Source organism: Vibrio barjaei (genome assembly GCF_001639065.2).
Taxonomy (GTDB): domain Bacteria; phylum Pseudomonadota; class Gammaproteobacteria; order Enterobacterales; family Vibrionaceae; genus Vibrio; species Vibrio barjaei.
Genome location: NZ_LQXO02000053.1, coordinates 597,442 through 612,453 on the forward strand (window position 1 = coordinate 597,442; position 15,012 = coordinate 612,453).

Genomic DNA, 15,012 nt, shown 5'->3' on the forward strand with positions numbered 1-15,012 from the left:
GCCATTTCTAGTACCTTTTCTACGCTGCCAAAATCGTCTTTAAGTCATTTTCCACGGTGGAAATACCACGCATATCAAACTTCTCTTGTAGAATGCTAAGCAGGTTATCTGTCAGGAATGCAGGAGCCGTTGGGCCGGTATAAATGCCTTTAACGCCCAAAGCAAAGAGCGTCAGCAAGATCACAATCGCTTTTTGCTCAAACCAAGATAGGACGAGAGTCAGTGGCAATTCATTAATGCCACAATCAAACTCCTCAGCAAGCGCTAATGCCAATTGGATAGCAGAGTAAGCATCATTACACTGACCCACATCCAAAAGGCGAGGAATACCATTGATGTCACCAAACTGGTTTTTGTTGAAGCGGAACTTACCACACGCTAATGTCAGAATAACGCTATCTTCCGGAGCTTGAGCAGTAAAGTCACTGTAGTAGCTACGCTCTGCCTTGTCGCCATCACAACCACCAACCAAGAAGAAATGCTTGATTGCGCCCGCTTTCACCTGCTCGACAACAGCTGGGGCTGCTTGCATTAGCGCATTGCGACCAAAACCAACCGTGATCATGTGTTCAATTTCGTCATGCTGGAAGCCGTCGTGCGCAAGTGCACATTCAATCACTTGACTGAAATCGTCCCCTTCAATATGAGCAACACCAGGCCAACCTACAATGCTGCGCGTGAACAGGCGATCAGCATATTGGCCGACATTAGGGTTCAGCAAGCAGTTAGACGTCATGACAATCGCACCAGGGAAATTAGCAAACTCTTTTTGCTGGTTCTGCCAGGCGCTGCCGTAGTTACCGACTAGATGAGGATACTTTTTAAGCTCTGGATACGCGTGAGCTGGGAGCATCTCACCATTGGTGTAGACGTTAATGCCTTTTCCTTCTGTTTGTTGAAGGATTTTCTCTAAGTCATGAAGGTCGTGACCAGAGACTAGAATACAGTGGCCTTTTACCGTTTTAACGTTAACTTGAGTCGGCTCAGGATGACCGAAGGTTTCCGTTTCACCTTTATCTAACATTTCCATGATCTTGTAGTTCATAAGACCAATTTGCATCGAGGTGTTCAGTAATGGTTCTAAATCGACAGGGTCAGTCCCTAACCAAGCCATAATTTGGTGGTACTCACCATAGACAGCTTCATCTTTTTGAGAGAGCACACGAGCGTGCTCAAGGTAGGCGGCTGCGCCCTTAAGACCATAAAGACATAGCAAACGAAGACCAATCACGTCTTCATGTAGACTATCGTGACCACGGTTTACCGCAGCAGTCGGAGCAAATTCCAATAGCGCTTGTTTTGTAGTTGGTAGGTCAAACTGAGCTGCTGGAGAAAGTTCATCAATCGCGATGCCTTGTACTAAAGAGGCCGCTTGAACTTGTTCTTGAAGACGCGCTTTGTATGTTGCCGCTAAATTGGCAAGCTCGATGATACGCTCAGGGTCGAAGTTAACGTTGGTTAATGTAGAGAAGAACGCTCTAGGTGCCCATTGGTCGATTTCTTGATCTACGATACCAAACTTACGACCTTGATCGGCCCAGAATGAAACCCCTTGAAGGGTATACACTAATACGTCTTGTAGGTCAGAAACTTCAGACGTTTTGCCACACATACCTTGAGTATAAGAACACCCTTTAGCAACAGGGGTTTGAATAGTTTGTTCGCATTGAATACAGAACATAATGAGGACTCCAGTGTTTTAATTCGCGCCTTGGTACTTTGCCAAAGCTGATTATTCCTGAAGTCTCTATAGCATAACATGTGCCAATTTTTATCTTATTGTAATTAAAGGCATTTAACACAAAAATTACAATTAAAACAGTCATTTAGACACAGGCAAAAATCACACACCTTATACACACCTGTGTCATTATGACCTACATCACATCGAGAAAACGATTCTCCATTTCAACTTCTTGAAGTTTCATGAGTTTTAGTGCGGTTTTCATATGTTTCTGCATGACTTTATAAGCCATTTCAGAATCACCAACTCTCAATGCCTCGATTAATGAAAGTTGACTATCGATACCAGTGCGCCAGAGATCGTAATTTTCTGGCTCATAAAGCTTCTTATAGATTGTCATATCTGACAACATTTGAGCAGTAAACCGAATAACCAGTTTTAATAACTCATTGGAGGAAAAACTTGCCAAAATACGATGGAATTCAATCGACGCTAAGTGATGCTCTCGCTCTTCATAAATGTCACGAGGTGGCTCAGCATACAATTTGGTTTGGTCTTTTAGCTCTTTGAGCTGATTCGATGTCAGTTTACCCGCTAAACTGGCGGCAAGTTGTGGCTCTAATGCGAGACGTAGCTGATACAAATCTTCAATTGAAGTCTCCTTGAAGAATAGGTAGTTACTCAACAACATTTGTGCTTTTTCTTCAGAGACTTCGGAAACAAAGGCGCCACCTTTGGGACCCGTTTTTGTCTGCAACAGTCCCTGAGCATCTAATAATCGCATCGCTTCGCGCACTGTACTTTTTGAGGCGTCGAACATTTCCATCACTTCCACTTCATTAGGAAGTCTATCCCCTGGCTGAAGCTTCTGTTCCACAATCCATTTTTTAATAGCTGACGCTACGTTTTCAGTTCGTCGTTTTTTGACGGTCAAAAGACACCTCTATTTTTACTCGATTTCACTGTCTACGGTAACCGAAACTCCCTGTCGGGTGAAGTAGTTACCTCAAAACAGGCGGTTATCAGCACTCAATATCGTTACAAATCATACTCACAAAACCGACGACATCGATTGCATTTATCATGATAAATAGTGTATTTTGCGAATTTATCATGATAAATAAGTAAACGCAGCATCAAAAACGAGAATAAATATGACCATTGCATCCACTTCATCACTAGCTTGGGATTGGCTTGAGCAACTAGCAAAATGTTCTGAGACAACCAACCCTGATGTAGAAGGCGTAACCCGTCTGTGTGCCACAAAAGAACATAAAGAGGCCATCAATCTACTCAAGCAATACATGATCGAATCTGGCATGTCAGTGAGAATGGACAATGCCGCCAACCTAATTGGCCGCTACGCCAGCACGGAATCAGACGCAAAGACTCTTATCTTTGGTTCACATCAAGACACCGTTCCTAATGGCGGTAAGTACGATGGAATTATAGGAGTCGTTGCTCCACTCGCTCTCGTTCACCACCTGAATCAACAAGGTATTCAACTTCCGTACAACATTGATGTCATCGCCTTTAGTGATGAAGAAGGCACGCGCTTTCAATCAACACTACTCGGCTCGAAAGCCATTTCCGGTATCTTCGACCCTACAATGCTCGACGCCATGGATCCACAAGGGGTGTCGCTGCAGGACGCACTTCACGACTTTGGTTGTGAGACACAGCAAATAAAAAATGACGCCTACGACGCTGAAGAGGTCATTGGCTTTGTTGAGCTGCACATAGAACAAGGTCCACAACTTGAAGCCGAACAACTACCTGTCGGTGTTGTATCCGCTATCACTGGGATCGAACGACATACCATAACCATTCACGGTAAAGCAGGACACGCTGGTACTGTTCCAATGCACAACCGCCAAGACTCTCTGGTCGGCGCTGCGAGTGTAATCAGCACTTTTGATGCGCTTTGTAAAAGTGATAGAGAGCTCGTTGGCGTGATAGGAAAAATCGAAAACTATCCTAACGGCGTTAACGTCATCCCGCAGAAAACGCATATTACCGTTGAACTTCGCTCTCCTATTGATGAAAAGCGCCGTAACGCAAGAGCGACATTTTTAGTGTCCATTCAGCAACAACTTAACGCACTCAACCTCACTTACGACCATACGCAGACCTACGAGCAACAAGCCGTTCAGTGTTCAAAGGCTCTGTCAGATAAGCTTACTCAAGCTATCGAAACCTGTGGTATTAAACCGAAAACCTTATTCAGTGGAGCTGGTCACGATGGCCTCGCGGTCAGCTCTCTAACCGACATCGCAATGCTGTTCATGCGATGCACTGATGGCGTAAGTCATCATCCTGACGAAGCGATTACCCAGGAAGACTTACAAGCATCTTTACAAGTACTAAAAGAATTCTGCCTAGCGATATAAAAACGTAAAGAATCAACCTAGAATCAAACTATGGAGAATATTGGACATGGAAATGACCAATCAGATAGACACAACATCAAAACGCCCCTGGTACAAGTCAATGCCAGACCCTATGGTCTTAATATTTGGCATTTTAGTGGCAACTTACTTGCTCACGTTCATCGTTCCAGCAGGCGTATTTGAAAGGGCCGTTGTTGATGGAAGAACAACGGTAGTTCCTGAATCGTTTACGTACCTTCAAGACGCACCATCGGTGCATTTCTTTGATATATTCGTCGCCATTCCAAAAGGCTTGATTAGCGCAGCACCATACCTGTTCATTGTGTTTATCGCTGGTGGGTTGTTCCATATTCTGCAACGTTCCGGTGCATTAGAAAATGCTATTGGTGTGGCCGTAAATCGCGTAGGAGTAGAAAACCGTAACCTAATCATCACTATTGGTACTTTTATTTATGGTTTCTTCGGTGTGGCGGTTGGTTTTGAAAACAATATTGCATTGGTCCCAGTCGCTGTTTTGATTTCTGCGGCAGTTGGCTATTCCAGCCTAGTAGGCACAGTAATGGCTGTGGGTGGTATCGGTGTTGGTTTTGCTCTATCACCTATTAATCCATATACCGTTGGCGTTGCTCAAGGTATTGCAGAACTCCCTACTTTCTCTGGCGCAGGTCTGCGTACCGCTCTCGTTATCGCCTCGCTGGCTCTTCTTTCACTCTTTATCTGCAAGAAAGTCACCAAAATGGACTTTGTAGAACAAGATGACTCTGCCGGTCTTAAGAAAGATCTTAGCGAATACTCGATGAATCGAGAGAACAAGCTTACGCTTGCTGCTTTTGTTGCGGGTCTTGGTGTGATGCTTTACGGCGTTTTCGCCAATGGTTGGTACATCAATGAGATTGCAGGTTTATTCCTGCTCATGGCAATCGTTATTGGCATCATCAACAAAATGAATGCAAACCAAATCGTCAAAGAAATGATGGTTGGTGCATCAGGTGTAACCGCAGGTGCTTTGGTAATTGGTGTAGCTGCATCCATTCAGGTGATTCTTGATCAAGCACAGATCATCGACACCATTGTTAATGCACTTAGCTCTCTAATCCAAGATATGCCTATTGCTATTTCTGCGATCGTAGCTAGTGTCGTACAAGGAATTATCAACTTGTTTGTTCCATCTGGTTCAGGACAAGCAATGGTAACTATGCCGATTCTTATTCCTGTTGCTGATTTGGTTGGAATGAGTCGTCAGCTGATGATTACTGCCTTCCAAGTTGGCGACGGTTTAACCAACCTAATTGTTCCAACATCGGGCGGTACTCTAGCCATGCTGGCATTGGGGCGTGTTTCTTACGAGCAATGGCTAAAAGCCATTATGCCATTCATGCTTATGGTATACGGACTGAGCTGGGTAGCACTATTCATCGGCCAGTTAATCGGCTACTAACTTCAATTGTAAGTGGAGGCACTGTGCCTCCCATTTCCAGGCTACTATGACAATATCTCTATTACATTTTAACCCATCAACCGGTACCTCCGCGTCCATTACCGCGACAGGGGGGCCTTGCGTTGGCGGATATGTCAATCATTCTTGGCGCTCCGTCGGCGGATGTGCTACCCAAGGGTTATTTACCAACCCTTGGTATGCAGACTTCGCTAAAAACAAATTACAGCAAGGTACTTCCGCCAGAGATATTATCAACGAACTGACTGCCTTAGACTCAGGACATAGCCAACGACAGTGTCTTGTTATAGACAAAAACGGGGCATCAGCTGCATTAGACGGCAGCGATAATATTGCCTACGTTGGCCACCTTAGCTATCCAACCATTGCTGTGGCCGGCAATATGTTAGAGGGGCATCAAGTCTTAGAACATTTCAGTCGAGGATTTATTGAACAAACGGTAATAAACTCCCAAGCGGTATTGGAGCACATTGAGGCCCCTCAATATAAGCCAGATTATGAAGCGCTTTTGCCCGATGCGCTTATTAACGCTTTGGAAGCGGCATTATCAGCGGGGGGAGACAAACGAGGTACGGTTTCTGCTTCATTGCGTATTGAATTTGCGCATCTCGCACCGATCGACATCCGGGTAGATTGGGCAAAGACCGACCTTATCGAAGAGCTTCGTTTTGTACTGGGTAAAGTGCGAGAAAGTAGCTTTCAATCATTTTTATCTGAGCTCCCTCGCCAAGTAGACCATTAAATCTTCTGGTGTCAGAAGTGTGACATCACTTCTGACACACTTATTATTCAACTGACTTCTCAAGCGCTTGTTATAGCTTAACGATATTGCTAATGTAGACGCATATAACAAAAACAATGGGTTCCAAGTGAACGCTGTAAGCTTTAACAACGTCGATAAATGGTTTGGTGAATTCCAAGCTCTCTCAGCAATTAACCTCGAAGTCCTCCAAGGTGAAATTGTCGTAATCTGCGGCCCTTCAGGCTCAGGAAAGTCAACATTGATCCGCTGCATTAACGGATTAGAGCAATACAATAATGGAGACATCCAAGTCTTTGGGCAAGCTATCAATTCTAGTGGAATCAAGCCCGGACAAGTTGGTATGGTATTCCAGCACTTCAATTTATTTCCACACCTCACTGTGTTAGAAAATCTCACTCTGTCGCCTATTCGCACACTCAAGCTATCTAAAAAAGAGGCCACATCTCGCGCACTAGAAATGCTTGAGCGCGTGAAAATCGCCGAGCAAGCGAACAAGTACCCTTCTCAATTGTCTGGTGGTCAGCAGCAAAGGGTGGCAATAGCGCGCTCTCTTTGTATGAAACCTGACATATTGCTGTTCGATGAACCGACTTCAGCGCTTGATCCTGAGATGATCAGTGAAGTGCTCAATGTGATGGTTGAGCTGGCAGAAGAAGGGATGACCATGCTCTGTGTTACTCATGAAATGGGTTTCGCCAAACGTGTCGCAGACCGAGTTATCTTTATGGATGAAGGACAAATTCTAGAATCCGCTCCCCCGAGCCAGATTTTTGATAATCCGCAACATCCAAGAACAAAAGCCTTCTTAGATAAGATCTTAAATCACTGATGATATTAAAGATTATTAAGCCTGTTCTATCGGCACTGTTACAGATCGCATTGGTCACTGTCGCGCTTGTTTGGCTGCTCGATAGCGGAGCCGAAGCGATGGGCTATCACTGGCAATGGGAGCGCGTACCCGATTACCTAGCCTTTTATGAGGATGGAGAGTGGTGGCCTGCGGAGTTGCTTGAAGGACTTGTCGTAACACTCAAAGTCAGTGGATTAGCGCTAGTTTTCACTTTGTTGTTTGGGCTCATTATTGCCTTACTTAAAACCTCAAACTCAGTCGTTGGTCGCGGTATAGCTCATTGTTATGTCGAAGGGATTCGAAATACACCACTACTTGTTCAAATCTACCTGCTTTACTTTGTGTTTGGTCCAATTATAGGTCTAGATCGTTTTTCTACCGCCGTGTTCGCGCTGGCTTTATTTCAAGGTGCTTATACGGCTGAGATATTGCGAGCAGGCTTAAACAGCATCCCTAAAGGGCAATTCGAAGCCTGCCGCTCAGTAGGCTTGTCGCGATTCTACACCTATTACGATGTGATACTGCCTCAAGTCGTGAGGCGCACTGTCCCTCCACTTACCAATGAAATCGTATCGCTAATCAAAAACTCATCCATCGTCAGCGTTATGGCTATTTTCGATTTAACCACAGAGGGTCGCAACATCGTTTCAGAAACGGCCATGCCTTTTGAAATTTGGTTTACCGTGGCCGCTATTTATTTAGTACTAACACTTACGTTATCCGCTTTATCCGCTTGGTTGGAGCATCGCTTAAACCAATCGCAATCGATTTAACTTAAATCGCAATCAAGGAGTCAGACTATGCAAGGAAAACTCAAAAACATAATTAGAGCCATTACTACCGCTGCTATCGGTATGGCGGTGTCTCTAGGTGTCGCTGCCAGTGACACTCCCAACCTCGACAAGATCAATGAACGAGGTACGCTACGCGTTGGTATGTCTACCTTTGTTCCATGGGCTATGCGTGACAAACAAGGTGATTTAATTGGTTTTGAAATCGATGTTGCTAAACGCCTCGCAGAAGACTCAGGCTGGAAAGTAGAATTTGTTCCAACTGCGTGGGACGGTATTATTCCAGCTCTATTAGCGCGAAAATTTGATGTCATCATAGGGGGAATGTCGATCACACCAGAGCGCTCTAAGAGTGTTCTCTTCACTACACCTTATTCTCATTCAGGAGTTCAAATTGCCGCGAGTAAGAAACTTGCAGAAGGCTTCTCGACCATTGAAGACTTCAATTCTCGTCGAGTTAAAATCGCGGCAAGACGAGGCGCATATACGGTTCAAGTTGCTCGTGAGACTTTCCCTAAAGCCAAAGTCTTACAATTTGACGATGACGCCCAAGCGTTTCAAGAAGTACTCAATGGTAATGCGCATGCAGTGATCGCATCTAGCCCTAAGCCAGAGCATGAAGCAATCAAACACGCCAATGCACTGTTTATTCCCTTTAGTGAGCGTTTATCAAAAGGTAACGAAGCATTCGCAGTGCGCCTGGGTGAAGAGGACAAAAAAGCCTTCTTTGATCAATGGATTCAGGCTCGTACCGAAGATGGTTGGCTAAAGGATCGCTATGAGTACTGGTTCTCTACTCTTGATTGGCAAGATCAAATCGCTGGCGGACAGTAAATATTATGATGAACACCGACTCAACAGGTCTTAAATATCGCGATGGTGCAATGAAAAAGAAGTGGCGCTTATCCACTTTGGATCTTGTTCTTATTACCGTGCTGGTTGTACTACTGGCTTGGCTTGGCTATCGCTCTTCCATCGGTATTAATTACCATTGGCGATGGTCTCAGGCTTTTGAGTTGGTGTTTACTCCCACTAGCAATGGTGGACTGCCCTATTTCGTTCAAGGTATCATCTCGACATTACGCCTTAGTATTTGGGGTATGCTGTTGGCGCTTTCCTTGGGCACTCTACTTGGACTAGCGAAGCACTCAAATATGGTGTTTTTGCGGGTTCCGGCAAATATCTTTATTCAGTTGGTGAGGAATATTCCACCACTCGTATTCATATTTATTTTCTATTTCTTCATTTCCAATCAGCTAATTCCATTACTGGGATTATCTGAATTACTTCGTGGTAGCAGTAGTGAAATTAGTGACTGGCAATCCTTCTTATTCGGCCCTCAATCACTATGGGAGAACTTACTATCCGGCGTAATATGCATAGGTCTGCTTTCCTCCGCCTATGTAGCTGAGATTGTCAGAGCCGGGCTTAACGCTATACCAAAAGGTCAGTGGGAAGCTGGCCAGTCATTAGGTTTGTCTACATGGCATCAATATCGTGATGTTATTGCCCCTCAAGTGCTTACTGCCATAAGCCCCGCTTTAGCCGGTCAAGCCATATCCTTAGTCAAAGACACCTCGATTGTTTCACTGATTTCGATACAAGAGATGACATTTGTTGGCACTGAAATCGCTAATTCATCTGGATTGATATTTGAGATCTGGTTAATCGTAGGTTTGTGCTACTTTTTGCTCTGCTTTTCATTATCGCTATTGTTTAGAAAGCTAGAAGTAACCCAGCGCTAACACTGCACAAACCTAAACACTACTTTCTGACAGAACATTCAAATTATGGCCGTAATAGTATGTTATGGTCATTTCTTATCCATACCCACATTATTAGTAACTGCCAATTATTTTAACCACGTCATACTTTTAGGTATAAACATTATTATCTTACTATTCGGTTTTATATAAACACAATACCTTTATAGTACGACACAATATTACATTTAATACACAACATTACCAGAACTTACATAACAACCTCACAAGTACCAATGGACCGTGACTCAGAGTCTATTTCTAGATATAAATTAATTTATCCATAAAGATCATCACAGAAAATATATCCTATTAGCTATTTACTAAAACTATAATTCCATTTGTCTGCACTTATAGCTTTGTTAATAATCATTTAGCCTATTTATAGATACGACGAGCCAAGAGCGTATTAATAATAAAACTTATTAGAGACTAAATAGGGATTTAACATGAAGAAAGTTTCTCTTTTAACAGCGGCTATTATTGCAGGTTTATCAGCAACGGCAGCGAATGCAGCTGACGTATATAAAGGTGATAATCTGAACCTAGCAGTGGGCGGTCGAGCTGAAGCGCGTGCTGATTTTGACAACAATAGCAATGGTAGAGCGGTTACCGACACTAGCCGTGCACGTGTGAATGTTCTAGCTACAACAGAAATTGCAGACGGCGTTCAAGCTAAAGGCTTCTTTGAAGAAGAGTTCAACCGAGGAAGTATGACCGACGGTAAGGCAAGCGGCGACGGATATGATAACCGCTACCTATATGTTGGCATTGCTGGCGAGAACAACGAACTCCAATATGGTAAAACGGACGGTTCTTTAGGCATCATTACTGACTACACTGATATTCTTGACGCATTCGGTGGCGAAGCTGGTAATAAAACAGCTACTGCTGACCGCACGACAAACCAATTGTTGTATATCGGTACATTCGGGGACCTTAAAGTTAAAGCTAACGCCAGTGGCGGCGGCAGCGCTGATTCATTCAACAAATACGATGCTGATATCTCAGGCACTGTAGATCAAGGTTATGGCATTGCTGCGCAGTACCAACTTGGCGATCTTAGCTTCGGTGCAGGTTATGCTTATCAAAAAGATACTGATATCACGTCTAAAATTGGCGGGACAACAACTAGCATTGACGAAGCGAAAAGCCAAAACGTTCTAGTTGGTGCGGGTTATCAGCTAAATGACCTATATCTTGGTGGTTTATATACTCAAGGTAAATTGCTAGACCAAGACTATAAAGGTTTTGAAGTAGCATCTAAATACGACCTAACAGAGCGTATTCGTCTTGCAGCCGCATTCCAACAAGTTAAGTTCGATATCGCTGACGAAACAGACCAAAACATCGCGGCGAGCGTACACTACAAGTTTACTAACTACTTCACAACTTACGCAGGCATCTCAAAAGACCTCAAAGGCGACAAAGATACAGCAGGACGTGTTGGCGCTATCGTCACGTTCTAATTCTAAACTGCACTTTTGTTAGATGGGATGGATTAACATGACCGAAGATCTTTCCTGGCAGCTAGTTTAAATCCAAACGCCCTATCAGCCATCACATTGTGATGGCTGTTTTTTATCATTTAAAAATCAAATTGGTAGGTAGTGATCCACCAGCAACACTACAAATAAAACCATTAAATGCATAATGGAGAATTTGAAAGTATCCATTGCTGTCTTTTCTGTCGCCGCATACTTTAACTTCCAAGCGTAATAGATAAAACCTGCACTCAAGAAAGTCGAACCGGCTAGATACACCAACCCTGTCATTCCGACTAAGGCAGGTAATAAGCACACCAAAGCCAACAAAATTGTATAAAGCAGAATAGAAGTCTTGGTGTATTCCACCCCGTGAGTCACCGGAAGCATAGGAATATCGGCTTTCGCGTAGTCGTCTTTTCTATGAATCGCCAAAGCCCAAAAATGAGGTGGCGTCCATATGAAGATAATCATTACCAGTAACCAAGCATTAGCGTGCAGTTCCCCTGTGACCGCGGTCCAACCTAGCAACGGTGGCATCGCACCAGCTATACCCGCGATAACAATATTCTGTGGCGTCGCTCGCTTTAAATATAAGGTGTACACAACAGCGTAGCCAAGCAAGCTAGCAAATGTAAGCCAAGCGGTTAACCAGTTCACCCCCACAGCTAATATTGCAAAACCTAATACGCCAATACTCAGTGCAAAAGTAAAGACTTTACCAACACTCAAATCTCCGGATGGCAATGGACGTTTATGGGTTCTTGCCATAACAGCATCAATTCGACGGTCAATTAGATGGTTAAACGCTGCTGCAGAGCCAGCCATTAACGCAATACCCAACAAACCCAGCACGGTCGCCTGAACAGGTAAGGCACCCGGTATCGCCAAACACATGCCAACCAAAGCCGTTAAGATCATTAATGCGACCACTTTCGGTTTGGTCAAGGTTAAATACACTCGCCAGTTGAGTCTTGGTTTAACGACGGAATCCACACGACTTGTTGCCGCCATTGTCAGTTTATTCATAGAGAACTCTCCTTGTCTCCAGATGCTTTCAGTCTCTCAACTTTATTTTCCGACTCAATGACTGTCAGTGTCGGCTTTTCTGATTGAGCGTACCGTATATTCCACAGAATATAGTTAGCTTGAATTAGGCTTAATAGAAGTAGCGCAGCGCCCAGATTATGCATAACAGCTATTGCCAAAGGTAAATGAAACACCACATTACTCACGCCAAGTGCAAGTTGAATAGCTAACAGTCCTAATAAAAGTACTGCGACGTTGCGTACCACGCGTTGCTTATGTTGTAACAAGTTCAGCCCTAATATCCCAACAAGTAAAGTCACCACAATCGCACCAAAACGATGACTCACATGGATTGTCATTCGTGCAGCATAATCAAGCACGCCAAATTCGTAATTATCAAAGCCAGAATGAACAGGAGTGAAAGCAGTTTTGAAGTCGAGATAGCGCACCCATTCGCCCTCACAAATCGGCAAAGCGGTACATACCACAGCTGCGTAATTTGAAGATACCCAACCGCCCAATATTATTTGTAAGATGGTTGCGACAAGAGCTAAGCCAGCCAATAATTTGAGTCGACGACCTATTATCTTTGGCTCACTAGTCACGGTTTTAGCCTCAACCACTGTTGGCTGAAAGGTCGTACTTGCTTCAGATTGTGATTTTGCTTTATTGTCCCGCCGCGTCGCTGTCACGCTCGGACGTAATTTTAAATAGGTGAAAAACAGTAAAGAAAACATCGTAAAGCCGCCTATCAGGTGACCCATGACTACAATGGGCATCAGCTTAAGCGTTACCGTCCACATCCCCAGCGCAGCTTGAAACACGATCACTAAAGATAACGACACCGGCAAAGTCACCCCTAGTCTTGCACGCTCATTTCTTAACGCAAGATAGGTCATCGCGAACACCACCAGACCCAGAGTTCCAGCCAAATAACGGTGTATCATTTCTAGCCAAGCTTTATGAGGCTCCACCGCTCGTTCGGGAAAAAGAGTATTAGCAACGGCAACATCAACGTTATTGCTCGGCACCGTAAGATGGCCATAACAACCTGGCCAGTCCGGACAACCTAAACCCGCATCAGCAAGGCGGGTATAAGCCCCCATGGCGATGACAATAACGGTCAGAACTAACGCCCCTTTCACCAAATCTATCAGTCTCATTGCAACTCCTTATGCCTTCAACACTGGTGTACTTACCTTTTAGCGTCTACCCTACTCGAGATAACTTGAGTAACTTTCTTAGGTCGGACAACAACCCTTTGCTATGGGCGATTTGTTGCTCCTTGGTTGTAGGTTCAAAAAACATCACGACTTGACCTAACGTGTCGGTAATGACATACCCTTGTGATGGCACTAAGGCAGAGAAAGCATCGTTAACGGTTAGTACTGTCACTGAATCCGGCAGTTCAGGCAGTACTTGTCCAGTCTGTACGTAAACAACAGGAGTCACGCGCTCTTTATACTTTCCTAGTGCTAAATACGTTTGTCCCATGATGTATAAACGATTTAAGCACGCATCATCACATGTAGCAGGAAGCATAAAACCAAGCTGCCAACTCTCTCCTTGAAGAGGGTTAACCATTCCTAGTGACTCAAACGTCGCACGAGGCTCCAACAGCTGACCATGATTGGTCGCGCCAGACTCATACCAATGGTTACTCAAAATTGCCTTCGCGACGATAAACGGCAACGCAAAAAACAGAATCAACGCCAGTAGCGTAAGTCGTCCTCTTAACACAGCTTTGGGCTTTAGCGAATGTGTCGTCATCCCTGTGCTCATAAACGCTCCTAATGTCTTGTTGAATGAGTTTTTCTGACCCATCGATACACGGCAATACCTACTACGAAGGCGAATACCAACGCCATGGAGAGCCATTGAAAAGCGTACCCATAGTGTTTAGTCGAGTTCATAGACAATGGTTTCCATGGGTGAGCATAATGCGTTGTTGAATCGATAGGCTGCAACGCCCATGCTTGTATGGGCTTACCAGTAAGCTCTGCCAATGAACCTATATTTAAGTTCTGAATTCGAAATCTAGTAGAAGTCGAAGAGGTAAAATCTTCTGGGTAGAGTTCATTGCCTAAAGGGCTGTCCATCTTTTGGTATAAACGCCCAGTTATCATCAGAGGTTGGGTTAAAGGCTCAACAACTGGTAATGACTGTCTTTGCTCCATTCCTTTAACGAAACCCAGTTCAAGAAGCAAAAAGCGTGATTGGTCGTCGATAATAAGCTGAAACACCAAATAACCAACTTGTCCTTCAAAGGTTTGATTATCCAAATAGAAAAGCTCTGGCAGAGGTGTGACCTCAGCAAAGACTGGTACACCTATCCAATCAAGATACTCACTGTTTGACTGGGGATTGTTTGAAAAATGGACAGAGCTCAAAGAAATCGGAGACTGCTCACCTCGCTGAGCTAACATTAACTCCATATGTGATTTGTCGTTACCTCGCTGCAGCTGCCACAAACCTAATTTGACCAAAGTAGAAAACACAACCACAGTTAATGCAAAGCCGACCCAGAATTTCACCGATTTGAACCAGGCCACGCGAGGAACCTCAATGTCACCGACACTATTGTTTAAGATTGTTTTAGTACTGCTGTTACTTTTCATCATCTTTAACTTAGCGCTTGCCCTAATTCGAATGGTGCGAGACGACCCTGATTCTGATAAACCCATGAGTCACTATCTGGGTCGCCGTGTCTTGTTTTCTGCGATCGTTATTATTCTTTTGATCATCGCCCTTCAAAGTGGATTGCTTGCTCCTAACCCTCGTCCTTATTAAGTCAGTTTTCTA

The 15,012-nt window shown here is 44.2% G+C and carries 15 protein-coding genes; 9 read left to right on the forward strand and 6 right to left on the reverse strand.

The window, feature by feature from the left end:
* Positions 1 to 19 precede the first annotated feature (19 nt).
* Both hcp and AWH66_RS23270 read right to left on the reverse strand, forming a co-directional pair.
* Positions 20 to 1,681, reverse strand: coding sequence for a hydroxylamine reductase (hcp, locus tag AWH66_RS23265; protein ID WP_063603249.1), 1,662 nt, complete (start codon positions 1,679 to 1,681; stop codon positions 20 to 22).
* Between the two features lie 196 nt (positions 1,682 to 1,877).
* Positions 1,878 to 2,618 (reverse strand): FadR/GntR family transcriptional regulator, encoded by a 741-nt coding sequence (locus tag AWH66_RS23270; protein WP_063603248.1) that lies wholly within the window; start codon positions 2,616 to 2,618, stop codon positions 1,878 to 1,880.
* Positions 2,619 to 2,838: 220 nt separating this feature from the next.
* Between AWH66_RS23270 and AWH66_RS23275 the strand changes: the two genes are divergently transcribed.
* From AWH66_RS23275 to AWH66_RS23310, 8 genes are all read left to right on the forward strand, one after another.
* A complete protein-coding gene (locus tag AWH66_RS23275) occupies positions 2,839 to 4,074 on the forward strand; it encodes a M20 family metallo-hydrolase (protein ID WP_063603247.1) in 1,236 nt (411 codons plus the stop codon).
* Between the two features lie 46 nt (positions 4,075 to 4,120).
* Entirely contained in the window at positions 4,121 to 5,512 is a 1,392-nt protein-coding gene (locus AWH66_RS23280; RefSeq protein WP_063603246.1) for a YfcC family protein, read from the forward strand.
* A 46-nt stretch (positions 5,513 to 5,558) separates the two neighbouring features.
* On the forward strand, positions 5,559 to 6,272 hold the full coding sequence (locus AWH66_RS23285) for a DUF1028 domain-containing protein (protein ID WP_063603245.1): 714 nt from the start codon (positions 5,559 to 5,561) through the stop codon (positions 6,270 to 6,272).
* Between the two features lie 127 nt (positions 6,273 to 6,399).
* Positions 6,400 to 7,122 carry an amino acid ABC transporter ATP-binding protein gene (locus AWH66_RS23290; protein WP_063603244.1) on the forward strand — a complete coding sequence of 241 codons (723 nt, stop codon included), beginning with the start codon at positions 6,400 to 6,402 and terminating at the stop codon, positions 7,120 to 7,122.
* A complete protein-coding gene (locus AWH66_RS23295) occupies positions 7,122 to 7,916 on the forward strand; it encodes an amino acid ABC transporter permease (RefSeq protein WP_063603243.1) in 795 nt (264 codons plus the stop codon). Before AWH66_RS23290 ends, AWH66_RS23295 begins: the two co-directional genes overlap by 1 nt.
* Before the next feature lie 81 nt (positions 7,917 to 7,997).
* On the forward strand, positions 7,998 to 8,768 hold the full coding sequence (locus AWH66_RS23300; protein WP_412104973.1) for a transporter substrate-binding domain-containing protein: 771 nt from the start codon (positions 7,998 to 8,000) through the stop codon (positions 8,766 to 8,768).
* Positions 8,769 to 8,776: 8 nt separating this feature from the next.
* Positions 8,777 to 9,679, forward strand: coding sequence for an amino acid ABC transporter permease (locus AWH66_RS23305; RefSeq protein WP_063603715.1), 903 nt, complete (start codon positions 8,777 to 8,779; stop codon positions 9,677 to 9,679).
* A gap of 467 nt (positions 9,680 to 10,146) precedes the next feature.
* Complete coding sequence (locus AWH66_RS23310; RefSeq protein WP_063603241.1) at positions 10,147 to 11,166, forward strand: porin; 1,020 nt, start codon at positions 10,147 to 10,149, stop codon at positions 11,164 to 11,166.
* Between the two features lie 126 nt (positions 11,167 to 11,292).
* Here the strand turns inward: AWH66_RS23310 and cyoE are convergent, their stop codons facing one another.
* Genes cyoE through AWH66_RS23330 form a run of 4 tightly spaced genes read right to left on the reverse strand, consistent with a single transcriptional unit; the run spans position 11,293 to position 14,762 of the window.
* Complete coding sequence (cyoE, locus tag AWH66_RS23315; RefSeq protein ID WP_143081580.1) at positions 11,293 to 12,195, reverse strand: heme o synthase; 903 nt, start codon at positions 12,193 to 12,195, stop codon at positions 11,293 to 11,295.
* A gap of 11 nt (positions 12,196 to 12,206) precedes the next feature.
* Complete coding sequence (locus tag AWH66_RS23320; RefSeq protein WP_063603239.1) at positions 12,207 to 13,373, reverse strand: COX15/CtaA family protein; 1,167 nt, start codon at positions 13,371 to 13,373, stop codon at positions 12,207 to 12,209.
* Between the two features lie 46 nt (positions 13,374 to 13,419).
* Positions 13,420 to 13,992, reverse strand: coding sequence for a hypothetical protein (locus tag AWH66_RS23325; RefSeq protein WP_083400116.1), 573 nt, complete (start codon positions 13,990 to 13,992; stop codon positions 13,420 to 13,422).
* 8 nt (positions 13,993 to 14,000) lie between these two features.
* Positions 14,001 to 14,762, reverse strand: coding sequence for an SURF1 family protein (locus AWH66_RS23330; protein ID WP_167360984.1), 762 nt, complete (start codon positions 14,760 to 14,762; stop codon positions 14,001 to 14,003).
* Between the two features lie 13 nt (positions 14,763 to 14,775).
* On the opposite strand from AWH66_RS23330, the gene AWH66_RS23335 reads away from it, so the two are divergent.
* Positions 14,776 to 15,000: a DUF2909 family protein gene (locus AWH66_RS23335; protein WP_062455699.1), complete on the forward strand. Its 225-nt coding sequence runs from the start codon at positions 14,776 to 14,778 to the stop codon at positions 14,998 to 15,000.
* Positions 15,001 to 15,012 lie beyond the last annotated feature (12 nt).